We start from the raw sequence: 15,794 nt of genomic DNA on the forward strand, positions 1-15,794 counted from the left end.
TTCGCCCGATTTCGGGAACGTTCCCATTTTCGCCGTCACGTTGAAGGAGTAGGCTTGCGCACAGGTCATAACCCCTATCACCATCTGTCATGAGGTTTCATGATGAGTAAAGTCAAACAAACAGATATCGATCAGTTGATCGTCCTGGTCGGCGGACGCGATAACATCGCCACCGTCAGCCATTGCATTACCCGCCTGCGCTTCGTGCTTAACGATCCGGCCAAAGCCAACCCGAAGGCCATTGAAGAGCTTTCTATGGTTAAAGGCTGCTTCACCAACGCCGGGCAGTTTCAGGTGGTGATTGGTACCGAAGTGGGCGATTACTATCAGGCTCTGCTGGCGACTACCGGGCACTCTTCCGCCGATAAAGAGCAGGCGAAGAAGGCCGCGCGCCAGAATATGAAATGGCATGAGCAGCTGATTTCCCATTTTGCGGAGATCTTCTTCCCGCTGCTGCCAGCGCTGATCAGCGGGGGCTTAATTCTGGGCTTCCGTAACGTCATCGGCGATGTGCCAATGAGCGACGGCAAAACCCTGGCGCAGATGTACCCGGCGCTGCAAAGCATCTATGACTTCCTGTGGCTGATTGGCGAAGCGATCTTCTTCTATCTGCCGGTCGGGATCTGCTGGTCCGCGGTGCGCAAAATGGGCGGAACGCCAATTCTCGGTATCGTGCTCGGCGTGACGCTGGTCTCTCCGCAGTTAATGAACGCTTACTTACTTGGTCAGCAAACGCCAGAGGTGTGGAACTTTGGCCTGTTTACCATCGCCAAAGTGGGCTATCAGGCGCAGGTGATCCCGGCATTGCTGGCGGGCCTGGCGCTGGGCTTTATTGAGACGCGCCTGAAGCGCATCGTGCCGGATTACCTCTATCTGGTTGTGGTCCCGGTCTGCTCGCTGATCCTGGCGGTGTTCCTGGCGCACGCCTTTATCGGTCCGTTTGGCCGCATGATTGGCGACGGCGTGGCCTTCGCGGTCCGTCACCTGATGACCGGCAGCTTCGCGCCAATCGGTGCCGCGCTGTTTGGCTTCCTCTACGCTCCGCTGGTGATCACCGGCGTGCACCAGACCACGCTGGCGATTGATATGCAGATGATCCAGAGCCTCGGCGGTACGCCTGTCTGGCCGATCATCGCCCTGTCTAACATTGCGCAGGCCTCGGCGGTAACCGGCATCATCATCGTCAGCCGTAAGCACAACGAGCGAGAGATCTCCGTTCCGGCTGCCATCTCCGCTTACCTCGGCGTCACTGAACCGGCGATGTACGGTATCAACCTGAAATACCGCTTCCCGATGCTCTGCGCGATGATCGGCTCCGGCCTGGCGGGCTTGCTGTGCGGCCTGAACAGCGTGATGGCGAACGGGATTGGCGTCGGCGGCCTGCCGGGTATCCTCTCCATTCAGCCCGCGTTCTGGCAGGTATTTGCGCTGGCGATGGCGGTGGCGATTATCATCCCAATGGCGCTGACTACTGTGGTTTACCAGCGTAAGTTCCGTCAGGGCACGTTGCAGATTGTTTAATTCTCTCTTTCGGGGCGCAGTTGCGCCCCTTCGCATTTGCAGGAACGTACTATGAATACCCTTCCTCACTGGTGGCAGAACGGCGTCATCTATCAGATTTACCCAAAGAGTTTCCAGGACACCACCGGCAGCGGCACGGGCGATCTGCGCGGCGTAACGCAGCGCCTGGACTACCTGAAAACCCTCGGCATTGACGCCATCTGGCTGACGCCGTTTTATATCTCCCCGCAGGTGGATAACGGTTACGACGTGGCGAACTACACTGCCATCGATCCGACCTACGGCACGCTGGACGACTTTGACGAGCTGGTTGCCCGGGCGCATGAACGCGGCATCCGCATCGTGCTGGATATGGTCTTTAACCACACGTCCACGCAGCACGCCTGGTTCCGTGAGTCGCTGGATAAAGCGAGTCCGTACCGCCAGTTCTATATCTGGCGCGACGGTACGCCGGATACGCTTCCCAACAACTGGCGCTCCAAATTTGGCGGCAACGCCTGGCGCTGGCACGCCGAAAGCGAGCAGTATTATCTGCACCTGTTCGCACCGGAGCAGGCGGATCTCAACTGGGAAAACCCGGCGGTGCGCGCCGAGCTGAAAAAAGTGTGCGAGTTCTGGGCCGATCGCGGCGTGGACGGCTTGCGTCTGGACGTGATTAACCTGATTTCAAAAGATCAGGATTTCCCGGACGATACCCTCGGCGACGGTCGCCGCTTCTACACTGACGGGCCGCGCATCCACGAATATCTCCAGGAGATGAGCCGCGACGTCTTTACGCCGCGTAATCTGATGACGGTGGGCGAGATGTCCTCCACCTCGCTGGAGAACTGCCAACAGTACGCGTCTCTTGACGGCCGCGAGCTGTCGATGACCTTTAACTTCCACCACCTCAAGGTAGACTACCCCGGCGGCGAAAAATGGACGAAGGCGAAGCCGGACTTTGTGGCGCTAAAAACCCTTTTCCGCCACTGGCAGCAGGGGATGCACAACAAAGCCTGGAACGCGCTGTTCTGGTGTAACCATGACCAGCCGCGCATCGTGTCGCGCTTTGGTGACGAAGGGGAACACCGCGTGGCGGCAGCGAAAATGCTCGGCATGGTGCTGCACGGGATGCAGGGCACGCCGTATATCTACCAGGGTGAAGAACTGGGTATGACCAACCCGCATTTCAGCCGTATCACCGACTACCGCGACGTGGAAAGCCTGAACATGTTCGCCGAACAACGGGCTAACGGTCGCGATACGGATGAACTACTGGTGATTCTGGCGAGTAAGTCACGCGATAATGGCCGCACGCCGATGCAGTGGGACGCCTCGCATAATGCGGGCTTTACCGAGGCCGAGCCGTGGATTGGCGTCTGCGACAACTACGAAACCGTGAACGCCCGCGCGGCGCTGGACGACCCCGATTCGGTGTTTTACACCTATCAGTCGCTGATTCGCCTGCGCAAAACCTTGTCGGTACTGACGTGGGGAGACTATGAAGATTTGCTTCCGGATCACCCTTCCCTGTGGTGCTACCGCCGCCAGTGGCAGGGACAAACGCTGATGGTGGTGGCGAACCTGAGCCACGCGCGCCAGCAGTGGCAGCCCGCCCCCGTAGAGGGAGCATGGCGGGTGGCACTCAGCAACTATGAAGAGGTTCCCTTCCGACCCGATACGTTGCTATTGCGCCCGTTTGAAGCTATCTGGTGGGTGCAGGAATAAACCTCAGGAGATACAGCATGCTGTATCTCTTTTTTTATGTTTAGCGATACGCTAAATGTACGACGATAACTTTTACAATATGGCGCACTCAAAATAAAAATAGCCTGCCAATTAAATAACCTCGGCAGGATATTATGAAAAAGATAATTATTAAAGCAACGTGTATTAGCGCATTATTATTGAGCACACAGGGATGGTGCGGGAATACGTCCGTCGACCTTCGCTTTGGTCATAATACGCGCTCAGACGTAAATGATTCACGCATTAAGGTCATGCATCAGGCGAATAACGGTTTTTACTTCTCCGTTGAAGCCGCACAAAACCATAATGATACGTTTTTTGGTGATACCGACAGATATAATCCCGACGACAAGGGGTTAACGGAAGCGGCACAGGAAATCGAAACGCGCTGGCGTTTTGATCTGGGAAATGGTTTCGCCGTTGCGCCTGGCATGGTGACGGTTTTCACCGCCAGCAATACGCATTACCGCCCCTTCATTCAGGGCTGGAAAGCCTTCGATAACGGTCTGAATCTCTCCGCCCGTTACCGCTATAACACCGTCAATGACGCGCACAGCGATAAAGAACTCGACGGCAGCGGTTATACTCGCCGCCAGTCACACCAGTTCGACATTTGGTTCGCGTATAACATCGGCAAATTCGGTATGTCCTATAACCCGCGCTTCCGCTGGCAGGATAACGTCGATCAGGGAACCGGGGATGACACCTACTGGGAGCATACCGTCGCGTTCAACTACAAGCTCGACGATGGCTGGACGCCATACGTCGAACTGGTTTCACTGGATAAAACATACATCAATAATGACGGCAACCATGAAAATGATTATGCCGTACGTCTGGGAATAGTGAAGCAGCTCTGACGGCCTGACTACACCGTATCGTGCTGTAGCAGCCTACAGCCGATACGGTCCACGGCGCTTAACAGTTCAAGCTGCCCTTCCCGCTGATACAGCGAAACCGCATTAATGTCGATTGGTAACGGCCAGCATAGCGTTGAGATCGACGCCAGTGTCGACCCCTGACGGGTAATCGCAATAATCTTCAACCCTTTGCGCAGCGCGTTACGCGCCATTTCAATCAGCGACTGCGTCTCCCCGGATTTACTGATCAACACCAGCGTCCCCTTCGATACGCGTGTCAACTGGTGCATGTCATTCAAAATAAGGTGCGGCAGGCTCGCCAGCGACAAAAAGCGCGACAGGTAGTTGAGGCTGGTGAGCGAGGCTCCCCGTGCGTAAAGATAGATATGGCTGGAATGCGTAAGCAACCTGGACACGTCTGTCACAATATCATCCGGCTGCGGCCCCACGTCGGGTGTAGCAGGTGCAGGTGTAAAATGGTCGCGTAAAAAACGGTACCGAAGCTCGGTATAGCTTTTATAGCCCATTTTTTTACATACACGATTAACGGATGTTGTCGTGGTAAAGGTATCACGGGCAATCTCTTTTGCCGATATATTAGAAATATTACACGCATGATGCTGAATGTATTCAAATATCAAACGTTCACTTCCCTGGAATGAATTCATCTATTACGCCCCGTTTAATCCCGAGATGATATTAACACAACAGAGAAATAGTCTCTGGAAGGCGCTTCACACATTGCATTTACGCGTATCACGATACGTAATTAGTATTAGCAAACATTAAAAACTGTTTTAGGTTCTCTTTATACTTCCCCTGTTTTCACATCCAGGGAATTATGACAATGACGAAACAAAAAGTTGTCGCGGTAACGGCCTGCCCGACAGGTATCGCACACACCTTTATGGCGGCGAATAAAATTATTGCATGGGCTAACGAGCACAATATCGAGGTAAAGGTCGAAACGCAGGGCAGCGACGGCGTTAAAAACCGCTTAACAAAACAGGATATCGCCTCCGCCACGGCCATTATTCTGGCAACCGACGTTCCCATTCAGGATGCCGAGCGTTTTGAAAACATTCCTCACCTTCAAACCCGCACACAAGAGCTGATCAAACATACCGATCGCTATCTGCGTCAGGCGCTGGCAAAGGAAAAAAACGTCACCACTGTCGCACAAGAAGACGATCTTCAGCGTTCGGCTTACCAGATTTTTATTGGCCATATTATGGCGGCCATCAGCTATATGCTGCCGGTGGTGGTGATGGGCGGGCTGATGATGGCGACGGCCAAAATAACCGGGCAGTTTATTAACATCGAACATTCGCCGTTCAGCGTGCTGGATAAAGTGGGCTTTATGACCATTAAGTTCATGTATCCCGTTTTTGCGATGTATCTGGCGTTTTCCATTGCCGGTAAACCGGCACTCATCCCCGGTCTTATTGGCGGCATCATGTCAGACGAAGTCTATAAGCGCTTCTTTGATATCGAAGGCTTTATGCCATCCGGCTTTTTCGGCGCCATTGGTATCGGCTTTTTTGTGGGCTATCTGGTGCGCTGGCTCAATGATTCGATTCACGTCCGCCAGCAGCTCACCACCATTAAAACCATGCTGCTCGTCCCGCTGATCACCGGCATTACGCTGGTGATGGTCATGGAATATTTGATTAACCCGATTTTTGGCTCGCTTAACCAGCTGATGGTGGTCTTTTTTACCTCGGCAGGTGACACCGGGCGCGGGTTCTATTCCGCGATGATTGCCGCGGGCACCGCGTTCGACCTGGGCGGTCCGGTCAACAAGGCGGCAGGCTCGGTCGCGCTCGGCCTGAATGGCATGAGCGAGACGTTTGATTTAACCGCCCGCGAACTCTCCATCGTGATCCCCTCCATTGGCGTCGGCTTTGCTGCGTTCCTCAACGGCCGCTTTGGATTACCGGATGTCTTTAGCCAGGAAGAGAAAACCGTCGGTAGCACCTCGTTGTTGCTGGGCGTGATTGGGATCTCCGAAGGCGCGATCCCGTTCATCCTGAAAAACCCACGTCTGATCCCGGTGTTCATGACCGGTGCCGTCGCCGGCGCGCTGGTCGCCATTACCCTTGGCGTGAAGCAGACGCTGCCTCTGCCAGCCGTCTGGGGCTGGCCGCTGGCAACCAACGTGGCGGGCTACCTGGCGAGCGTCTTTATTGGCGCACTGATTTGCGCCCTGGGCGTGCTCTATGTCAGCCCAAAGAACGCCAGATAAGGGGAACGTCATGAATCAGATCCACGTCATTGCCCATACGCACTGGGATCAGGAGTGGTATTTCACCCGTCAGGACAGCATGGTGCTGGCGTCATATAATTTTGCGGACGTCATCAACACGCTGGAGCAGGACTCCGCTTACACCTGCTATCACCTTGACGGACAGATGGCGGTAGTGGAGGACTTTCTCGCCATCAATCCTGAGTATCGCGCCAGGCTGGAAAAGCTGGTCAGAGAAAAAAGGATCTTCGTAGGGCCATGGTATACCCAGACGGACACCTACAACGTGCATGGCGAATCGATTATCCGCAACCTGAAGTACGGCATTTTTTCTGCCCGGACGCTGGGGCATGCGATGCAGGTTGGGTATCTTCCGGATACCTTTGGCCACAATGCGCAAATGCCCACGATCTTGCAGGGCTGCAATATCGACAATATCGTCTTCTGGCGCGGTATCGATCACGACAGGCACGCCAAAAGCAGCCAGTTCCTCTGGCGCGCACCCTCAGGTGCGACCGTCATCGCCTGTGCAATGGCGCTCGGTTATGGCGCGGCTAAAAACATGCGTTCGGAAGCCTCCCATCTCCGGGGAAAAATCTACCCGATGACCACACTTTTGCGTTCACGGGCCGGTCTAAACGACCTGCTCCTGCCCTGCGGCGGCGATCAGGTCAGCATCGACCCGGCGCTGCCGAAAATCCTGGAGGTCGCCAGCGCACAGTCCCCGGATCAGGACCGTTACTTCATCAGCTCTCTGGAGCGTTATGTAGAAACCCTTCGCGCGCAGCGTGAACAGTTTGAGCTCCTGGAAGGAGAGCTGAAATCGCCGCGCTACACCCGCATCCATAAAACGATCGGCTCCGTGCGCTACGACATCAAAAAGAAAAACGATGAGGTTGAACAGTTCATCCTGCGACAGCTGGAGCCGACAATCGCAATGGCGCGTCACCAGGGGATTCCGGTCAACCTCGCGGTAGTCGACACCCTCTGGAAAAAGCTGTTGCGAAACCATGCCCACGATTCCATTGGCGGCTGTAATAGCGATGCCACCAACCGCGACATTCTGCATCGACTGGAACAAACCGAACAGCTGTGCCATAGCCTGTGGAATCTGGTGGTGAAAACCCTGGCCGCCGCCTGTGCTCAGGATGGCGACCTGCTGATCTTTAACCCGCTGGCTACCCCAACGCAGCGCGTGGTGATAACCACCCTGTATAGCCGGGCGGATAATATCGCCCTGACGTATCAGGGGCAGCCCATCCCTTTCGACGTCCTGGAAAGAGACATTCTGCCCGGAGGAACGGCGATCTCGCTTACCGCCAAGGGCGAGTGCGAGACGACCCTTTTCCCTTATTACCGCTGGCACGTTGCGGTAAAGACACCGGTTCTGCCGCCGATCGGCTATCTCACCGTTAACGTTGAAGAAGACCCTGCGCCTTTCCGGGCGTCTGAAAAGATAAAGGGCAGCGAGATTGAGAATGCGCATTATCGACTGTCGCTGGATGCCGGAACGCTTTCTCTGGAAGACAAACGCAGCGGCAGACGCATCCCCTCTTTCTTTACTCTCGAAGACTGCGCTGACGCGGGCGACAGCTACGATTTCTCACCGCTTGCGGGCGACGCGCCGACGCGCTGTTCGCATTTTACGCTCGTCGACGGCGTAAAAACGCCGCTTGTCGAAAAGCTGACCGTCGAGGCCACAATGCGTCTTCCGCAGGATCTCGCCAGCCGTCAGGATACGGCCCGAACGCCGTTATCCATTCGTCTGGTCTGCGAATTACGCCACGACGATCCGAATCTGTATGTCGAGGCTTCGCTGGAAAACAGCCACTGCGATCACCGGCTACGTTTACTGATCAGCAGCGATGTTCACACCCGTCACGCTATCGCCTCACAGCCCTTCGCAATCATCCAGCGCGAAACGGGATATGACGGTGAACACTGGCAAGAACGCTATCGCGAGAAGCCCGTGGATATCGAAACCAGCGAGGGCATTATCGCTGTCACGGAACCGGGTAAAGCGCTGGTTGTGACTAGCCGTGGCATGAAAGAATTTCAGATTATCGGCAGCGAACCCGCTGCTATTGCCCTGACGATGTTTAAATCGACGGGCGTGCTCGGACGCAGCGATCTCGAATGGCGACCGGGTCGGGCCTCCGGCATCAATAATACGGTGGTTGAGACTCCTGATGCCCAGTTGCTGAAACCGTTGCGCTTTTCATTCACCGTCGCGCTGGCCGACAACGCCGACCACCTCACGCTGCGCCAGCTGGAAAATCAGGCGGCTGGACAGCCCTTCACCTACCAACGGCAAACGCTACACACGCTCGATCACCGTCTTGAGCGCTTTTCGTTGCGTCTGCCCGAGCGCAGGCTTCCGGCACAATTCTCGCTACTGACCCTGCCGGAGCCGCTCATCCTTTCCGCTCTGCCCCATGCGCAGCTGCTGCATGGCACCGTCTTACGCGTATTTAACGCCGGGACACAACCGGCTCCCGTCCCGGAAAGTCTGGCAGTGTTACGGCAGATCAACTATCTGGAAGAGCCGATGCAACCGGTAACGGCGATCCTCCCCTCCGCAACCTGCGATTTTTTGATTGAGGCTTAATATGAACTTGCTGGCATTGACGCATCCCGATCTGGTGTTTATCAACCCGCCCCAACGTACGCCGGAAGCAGTGATCCGTTGGCTCACCGAGCCGCTCGCCAGGCGGAATGTCATCAACGATCGAGAGGCATTTATCGAAAGCGTTTTACAACGCGAAAGTGAAGGCCCTACCGCGCTGGGTGAAGCGCTCGCCGTCCCGCACGGTAAAACCGAGGCAGTGCAACAGGCGGCATTTTGTCTGGCGCTCTTTGACGATCCGATATGCTGGCCGGGGCTGGAGGGTGATGAAGAGGTGAGGATGGTTTTCCTGCTCGCCATTCCGCCAGCGGAAGCAGGCAGTACGCATATGCACCTGCTGACGACGCTGACCAGCAGACTCACGGATGAGCGGGTGCGTGAGCAATTGCTGGCGGCGCGTACGCGGGAAGAGGCGATGTCTGCGCTGAGTAATGAAGGTTCTCAAAAACAGGACGATGCCCCCGAAAGCTCTCCTCTCATCCCGTTGGTACTGGGCTGCATCGTTACCGTAGCCTTTTTGCAGGCAGGGTTGAGCTGGGCCTGCGGGGTGAGTTAATCGAGCAGCGCTCAGCACAGGCTCTGCTGAGCGCTTGTTTTTGTTGAATAATTAATCAGATTTTTCCTTCGAGTCTTTACAATTGCCCCAGCGCCCGCCGTTTGTACTCTCGTCTTTTTACTTTGTTCTGCATCAAAAAAATCGCAAACTTGTTTGATGCAAATCACTATATGTAGCACTTAAAATGCACGCCGACCCAACATCTTGTATTTATCGTCTACTATTCCAACAACAAGACGGCGCGAACGCTGGCCGGAATTGTGGATAACACGAGCTGGGCACGCGGGAAGTCTTTGCCGCGGCGAGGAATACGTCCGGTGAATACTTCTCCACCTTTGTGGATAACCTGTTTTTAAAATGGAGTGATCATGACACCGCATGTGATGAAACGTGATGGCTGTAAAGTGCCGTTTAAATCAGAGCGCATCAAAGAAGCCATTCTGCGTGCAGCTAAAGCAGCGGGAGTCGATGACGCAGATTACTGCGCCACCGTCGCAGAAGTCGTTAGCAGCCAGATGCATGAACGCAGCCAGGTGGATATCAACGAGATCCAGACCGCGGTTGAAAACCAGCTGATGTCTGGTCCGTACAAGCAGCTGGCGCGCGCCTACATTGAGTATCGTCACGACCGTGACGTCCAGCGTGAGAAACGCGGTCGCCTGAACCAGGAGATCCGCGGCCTGGTAGAGCAAACCAACTCGTCGCTGCTCAATGAAAATGCCAACAAAGACAGCAAAGTGATCCCAACCCAGCGCGACCTGCTGGCCGGTATCGTCGCCAAGCACTATGCCCGCCAGCACCTGCTGCCGCGCGACGTGGTGTCTGCGCACGAGCGCGGTGAGATCCACTATCACGATCTCGACTACTCGCCGTTCTTCCCGATGTTTAACTGCATGCTGATCGACCTGAAAGGCATGCTGACCCACGGTTTTAAAATGGGTAACGCCGAGATTGAGCCGCCGAAATCCATCTCCACTGCGACGGCGGTCACGGCGCAGATCATCGCCCAGGTGGCAAGCCACATCTATGGCGGCACCACCATTAACCGCATCGATGAAGTGCTGGCCCCGTTCGTGGCCGAGAGCTTCAACAAACACCGTAAAACGGCGGAAGAGTGGCAGATCCCGGATGCCGACGGTTACGCCCGTTCCCGCACCGAGAAAGAGTGCTACGACGCGTTCCAGTCGCTGGAATATGAGGTAAACACGCTGCACACCGCCAACGGCCAGACGCCGTTTGTGACCTTCGGGTTTGGCCTCGGCACCAGCTGGGAATCACGCCTGATCCAGCAGTCTATTCTGCGCAACCGCATCTCCGGCCTCGGTAAAAACCGTAAAACGGCGGTGTTCCCGAAACTGGTGTTCGCCATTCGCGACGGCCTGAACCATAAGTTTGGCGATCCGAACTATGACATCAAGCAGCTGGCGCTGGAGTGCGCGAGCAAGCGTATGTACCCGGACATCCTCAACTACGACCAGGTGGTGAAAGTCACCGGTTCGTTTAAAACGCCAATGGGCTGCCGCAGCTTCCTCGGCGTGTACGAAGATGAGAACGGCGAGCAGATCCACGACGGGCGCAACAACCTGGGCGTCATCAGCCTGAACCTGCCGCGCATCGCGCTGGAAGCTAAAGGGAATGAAGCGGCCTTCTGGACGCTGCTGGATGAACGTTTACAGCTGGCACGTAAGGCGCTGATGACCCGCATCGCCCGTCTTGAAGGGGTGAAAGCCCGCGTCGCGCCAATTCTCTATATGGAAGGAGCCTGCGGCGTGCGCCTGAAGGCGGACGATGATGTGTCGGAGATCTTCAAAAACGGTCGCGCGTCGATCTCTCTTGGCTATATCGGCATTCACGAAACGATTAACGCGCTGTTTGGCGACAAGCACATCTATGACAACGACGCCCTGCGTGAGAAAGGTATCGCGATTGTGCAGCGCCTGCGCGATGCGGTAGACCAGTGGAAAGAGGAAACTGGCTACGGTTTCAGCCTGTACAGCACGCCGAGCGAAAACCTCTGCGATCGCTTCTGCCGTCTGGACACCGCCGAGTTCGGCATCGTGGAAGGCGTGACCGACAAAGGTTACTACACCAACAGCTTCCACCTCGATGTGGAGAAGAAGGTGAACCCGTACGACAAGATCGACTTTGAAGCGGCCTATCCGCCCATCGCGAACGGCGGTTTTATCTGCTACGGCGAGTACCCGAACATTCAGCACAACCTGAAGGCGCTGGAAGACGTGTGGGATTACAGCTATCAGCACGTGCCGTACTACGGAACCAACACGCCAATTGACGAGTGCTACGAGTGCGGCTTTACCGGTGAGTTCGAGTGCACCAGCAAAGGCTTCACCTGCCCGAAATGCGGTAACCACGATGCAGCCCGCGTCTCCGTGACCCGCCGCGTGTGCGGCTACCTCGGCAGCCCGGATGCCCGTCCGTTTAACGCCGGGAAGCAGGAAGAGGTGAAGCGCAGGGTGAAACATCTGGGGAATGGGCAGATCGGGTAATCCGCTGCCACGTTAATGCCCGGTGGCGCTGCGCTTACCGGGCCTACGGACCGCTCTCTTTTGTAGGCCGGGTAAGCGCAGCGCCACCCGGCGTGGTTATTCGCGATGAACTATCACCAGTACTACCCCGTCGACATCGTCAACGGCCCCGGCACCCGCTGTACCCTGTTTGTATCAGGCTGCGTTCACGAGTGCCCCGGCTGCTACAACAAAAGCACCTGGCGCCTGAACTCGGGTATGCCGTTTACCGCTGAGATGGAAGACCGCATCATCAACGACCTGAACGACACGCGCATCAAACGCCAGGGGATCTCGCTCTCCGGCGGCGACCCGCTCCATCCGCAAAACGTGCCGGAGATCCTGAAGCTGGTAAAACGCATCCGCCGCGAGTGCGCAGGAAAAGACATCTGGGTCTGGACGGGCTATAAGCTGGATGAACTGAATGCGCAGCAGATGGAAGTGGTGGATCTGATTAACGTCCTGGTCGACGGCAAGTTCGTGCAGGATCTAAAAGATCCTATGCTTATCTGGCGCGGCAGCAGCAACCAGGTTGTGCATCATCTGCGTTGAATGAAGGCGGATATCCTCTGTCCGCCTGAACGTCAAAACCGACTCAAACTCTCCATCGCCTCAGCCTTAAACGCCGCAAAATTCTCGCACTGGCACAGGCGCGCCATCGCGCGTTCACGCAGGAAGGTGACAAAGATGTCGTAAATCGCCATTGCCTCTTCGTACTCGCTTTTGCTGATGGCGAGCAGGAAGATGACATGGGCGGTTTCATCTCCCCACTGAATGCCCTGCGGCGCCAGCACGGTGTAGACCACCGTTTTTTGCGCCAGCAGCCCGAGGGAGTGCGGCAGCGCGATGCCGTCGCCGAGCATGGTGCTGACAATGGCTTCACGCTCGATAACCGATTCCAGAAACTCCGCGCCGACAAAACCTTCCCCTTCAAGCTGCCCGCACAGTTCGCGGAACAGCGTTTGCTGGTCGACAGGCTTGTCGAGAATGCGGAAATGGGCCGCGTCGAAGTATTTTTCCAGCATCCACGGGCGGGTGCGATCCACCAGCACCAGCTTGCCGATCTGCTCCAACTGATAATCGGTCGGGAACGGGGCGATCATCACCACCGGTTTGGATTTTTCGCTCACGCGGGCGGTGGAGATCACGAAGTCTTCGCCAATGGCATCGGCAAGCTCGTACTCACGAAGGGTGAGCGTGCGCGTCACCTCAATCTGCGGATATTTACGCTGAAGTACCGCCTCGATCATGCGCACCATCGCGTTACCGGCGTCGCACACCAGCAGCACCCGCGGCTGGCGCTGGTAGCCGATATTGTAATGGCGCTCCAGCCCGACGCCGATATGCAGCACCAGAAAACCAATTTCGTTTTCGCTGATCACATACGGGGTGTATTTGCCCCAGCTCGACACCGCCGCGAGGGTCATATCCCACGCCATCGGGTAGTGCTGCTTGATGTTATCCAGCAGCGGATTGGGGATCATGATTTGATACCGCACGCGGGTAATCATGGTTTTGATGTGCGTGAGCAGATCTGCATGCAGTTGCTCATCGCTCAGCAGGTTGTAGTTATAGTGGGTGTTGATGTAGCGCAGAATGTAGTTAACCAGCGCTTCATCGTCGTCGGCGTTAATCGCGCTGGGGGCGATCTCCTGGATCTGCCGCGCCGCAATGTGCACGCACAGCCAGCTCTCTTCTGACGGCGAAAGCGCTTTGCCCGCCAGCTCCTGGATAGCCACCGCGATATCTTTCGCCGCCTCACGCACGTTCTCTTCCACGTCCTCCGCGTGGAATTCCGGCAGCGGATACCCCTCGCTGATACGCCGCACCGACACCGCGCAGTACAGGCGCAGGAACAGCTCGCCTTCATCGGTCAGGCGAATGTGATGGCGCGTCAGCGCATCGTGCAGCACCGGCACCATCTTTTCCGCCACCCCCGCATTCAGCGCCACGTCGGTCACCAGCGGGTTCAGGCTGTCCTGCTGCGCCAGCTCCCACAGAAGGTCGGTCAGGCAGGCGCGGATCGCCATCTCGCTGCCAAACAGCTTCATCCCGTGGCGCGGGCGGGTTTCCAGCGTCAGGTTGTAACGGTGAAACCACTCACGCACTTCCACCATGTCGCTCTGCAACGTGGCCCGGCTGACGAACCACTCATCGGCCAGATCCTCCAGCTTGAGGGAAAAGGCTGACGTCAGAAAACGCACCACCAGATAGTGCACGCGCTCCGGTCCGGTTCGCGGAATACGCAGCGCGCGCGGGTGGGACGCCTGCAATTGTTGATAGCGCACCACATCATTAATTTTGAGCTGATAGCCGTTGCCCCGGCTCAAAATGAACTGCGCGCCGTGGCTGGCCAGCAGCGCGTTCAGGGCGGTGATATCCGCCCGGACGGTTCGCGTGGAGACCGACAGCCGCTGCGCCAGCTCATCCTGTGGCAGCGTCTCGTTTTGCAACAGATCGAAAAGTTGCGCTAAACGTTGGTTCGGAAATCGCACGTCGTTGTCCTCTTACTGCTCAGGGTGAAATGACCATCTGGGATGGGCTGCCGACCGGGGTATAGTCTGGCTCGGCGCTCAGCTTGCCGTCCGGCGCCACGCGGAAACGGGTAATATTGTCGCTGCGCTGGTTCATGACGTACAGCCAGCGACCCTGCTTATCGAGCGTCAGGGTGCGCGGATAGTCGCCGCGCGTCCAGACATCATCCTGATGCGTCAGCGTACCCTCTGCCGTTACGGTAAAGTGCCCGATGCTGTTATGCAAACGGTTAGCGACATACAGCTGTTTCCCGTCGGCGCTTAGCGCCAGCCCGGCAGCAAAACTGGTGCCTTTATAACCGTCCGGCAGAGCTGAAACCGTTTTACCCTCTTTCAGCCTGCCATTACTGTCCAGCGCATAATGGGTGAGCGTAGACGCCTCTTCGTTAATCAGCCACAGGGCATCGCCTTTCGGCGTAAAGACGAAGTGGCGCGGCCCGGCCCCTTTTGAGGAGGCGCTGATAAACGGCGGATCGTTCGGAGTCAGCTTCCCGGTTTGATCGTCAAAACGGTACTGATAGATGCGATCCAGCCCCAGATCGGTGGAAAAAACGTATTTCCCGCTCGGATCGGCGGCGATCATGTGCGCATGCGGGCCGTTATGATCGCTGATGGCGAAACTGCCCTCGACGGCAACTTCCGGCTTCGCCGCGCCCGGTTCGCCTTTGTCCTGATGGGTGTCCGTTGCATCGCCCAGGCTGCCGTCTGCGTTAACGGGCAGCACCGCGACAGTTCCGCTGACGTAGTTTGCCACCAGCAGATGTTTGCCGTTCGGCGTCAGGGAAAGATACACCGGCCCCGCGCCGCCGGAGGACACCTGATTCAGCTCGCTCAGCGCACCGTTATTGCCGATGCGCAGCGCCTGCACCACGCCCTGCTCCACTTCGCTTGCCAGATACAGCGTTTTGCCGTCGTGTGAGACGGTTAACTGCGCGGCGTTCGGCAGTTTGCTCACCAGTGTTTTATCGTTCAGCGCACCGGTTTGCGGATCGACGGTAAAGCGGTACAGCCCTTCACCGTTGGGGTTGTAGGTGCCCACCCAGGCGTATTGCGTCTGGGCGACTGCGGCGGTAGCAAGTAAAGAGAGTGAAGCGACGAGCAGGGTACGGGTGTGCATGGTGGCTCCTTCGGGTGTGTGCGGTTTGTTTCCCCTCACCCCAGCCCTCTCCCAAAGGGAGAGGGGGTAAAGGTTCCCTCTC

General features: G+C 56.6%; 11 protein-coding genes. 8 read left to right on the top strand and 3 right to left on the bottom strand.

Going from position 1 to position 15,794, the window contains the following annotated elements; translation table 11 throughout:
- Window positions 1-102: 102 nt before the first annotated feature.
- The 3 genes from treB (at window position 103) to IM290_RS06750 (ending at window position 4,109) form a co-directional block, all read left to right on the top strand.
- Window positions 103-1,521 carry a PTS trehalose transporter subunit IIBC gene (treB, locus tag IM290_RS06740; RefSeq protein WP_020480548.1) on the top strand — a complete coding sequence of 473 codons (1,419 nt, stop codon included), beginning with the start codon at window positions 103-105 and terminating at the stop codon, window positions 1,519-1,521.
- A 51-nt stretch (window positions 1,522-1,572) separates the two neighbouring features.
- The gene (gene treC, locus IM290_RS06745) at window positions 1,573-3,228 is read left to right on the top strand and encodes an alpha,alpha-phosphotrehalase (RefSeq protein WP_033487893.1); all 1,656 of its coding nucleotides are present in this window, start codon (window positions 1,573-1,575) and stop codon (window positions 3,226-3,228) included.
- Between the two features lie 134 nt (window positions 3,229-3,362).
- Complete coding sequence (locus IM290_RS06750) at window positions 3,363-4,109, top strand: oligogalacturonate-specific porin KdgM family protein (RefSeq protein ID WP_017694639.1); 747 nt, start codon at window positions 3,363-3,365, stop codon at window positions 4,107-4,109.
- 8 nt (window positions 4,110-4,117) lie between these two features.
- Here IM290_RS06750 and IM290_RS06755 read toward each other — a convergent pair whose 3' ends face one another.
- Complete coding sequence (locus IM290_RS06755; protein ID WP_015572516.1) at window positions 4,118-4,777, bottom strand: MurR/RpiR family transcriptional regulator; 660 nt, start codon at window positions 4,775-4,777, stop codon at window positions 4,118-4,120.
- Between the two features lie 179 nt (window positions 4,778-4,956).
- Here IM290_RS06755 and IM290_RS06760 point away from each other — a divergent pair, with 179 nt between their 5' ends.
- The 5 genes from IM290_RS06760 to nrdG all read left to right on the top strand — a co-directional run bounded on the left by IM290_RS06760 (window position 4,957) and on the right by nrdG (window position 12,613).
- Window positions 4,957-6,354 (top strand): PTS fructose transporter subunit IIC, encoded by a 1,398-nt coding sequence (locus IM290_RS06760; protein ID WP_071842881.1) that lies wholly within the window; start codon window positions 4,957-4,959, stop codon window positions 6,352-6,354.
- A gap of 10 nt (window positions 6,355-6,364) precedes the next feature.
- Window positions 6,365-8,962: a glycoside hydrolase family 38 C-terminal domain-containing protein gene (locus tag IM290_RS06765; protein ID WP_193042270.1), complete on the top strand. Its 2,598-nt coding sequence runs from the start codon at window positions 6,365-6,367 to the stop codon at window positions 8,960-8,962.
- Between the two features lies 1 nt (window position 8,963).
- The gene (locus IM290_RS06770; protein WP_063931661.1) at window positions 8,964-9,536 is read left to right on the top strand and encodes a PTS sugar transporter subunit IIA; all 573 of its coding nucleotides are present in this window, start codon (window positions 8,964-8,966) and stop codon (window positions 9,534-9,536) included.
- A gap of 368 nt (window positions 9,537-9,904) precedes the next feature.
- Window positions 9,905-12,043 carry an anaerobic ribonucleoside-triphosphate reductase gene (nrdD, locus tag IM290_RS06775; RefSeq protein ID WP_015572514.1) on the top strand — a complete coding sequence of 713 codons (2,139 nt, stop codon included), beginning with the start codon at window positions 9,905-9,907 and terminating at the stop codon, window positions 12,041-12,043.
- 105 nt (window positions 12,044-12,148) lie between these two features.
- Window positions 12,149-12,613 (top strand): anaerobic ribonucleoside-triphosphate reductase-activating protein, encoded by a 465-nt coding sequence (gene nrdG, locus IM290_RS06780; protein ID WP_045344392.1) that lies wholly within the window; start codon window positions 12,149-12,151, stop codon window positions 12,611-12,613.
- A 32-nt stretch (window positions 12,614-12,645) separates the two neighbouring features.
- On the opposite strand, the gene IM290_RS06785 is transcribed toward nrdG, so the two are convergent.
- Together IM290_RS06785 and IM290_RS06790 are read right to left on the bottom strand one after the other, a co-directional pair.
- Window positions 12,646-14,556 carry a transcription antiterminator gene (locus IM290_RS06785; RefSeq protein WP_017383912.1) on the bottom strand — a complete coding sequence of 637 codons (1,911 nt, stop codon included), beginning with the start codon at window positions 14,554-14,556 and terminating at the stop codon, window positions 12,646-12,648.
- Between the two features lie 19 nt (window positions 14,557-14,575).
- A complete protein-coding gene (locus IM290_RS06790) occupies window positions 14,576-15,712 on the bottom strand; it encodes a lactonase family protein (protein ID WP_193042269.1) in 1,137 nt (378 codons plus the stop codon).
- Window positions 15,713-15,794: the final 82 nt, after the last annotated feature.

The organism is Enterobacter cloacae complex sp. S1 (assembly GCF_014930525.1).
In the GTDB taxonomy this organism is placed as follows: domain Bacteria; phylum Pseudomonadota; class Gammaproteobacteria; order Enterobacterales; family Enterobacteriaceae; genus Enterobacter; species Enterobacter hormaechei_C.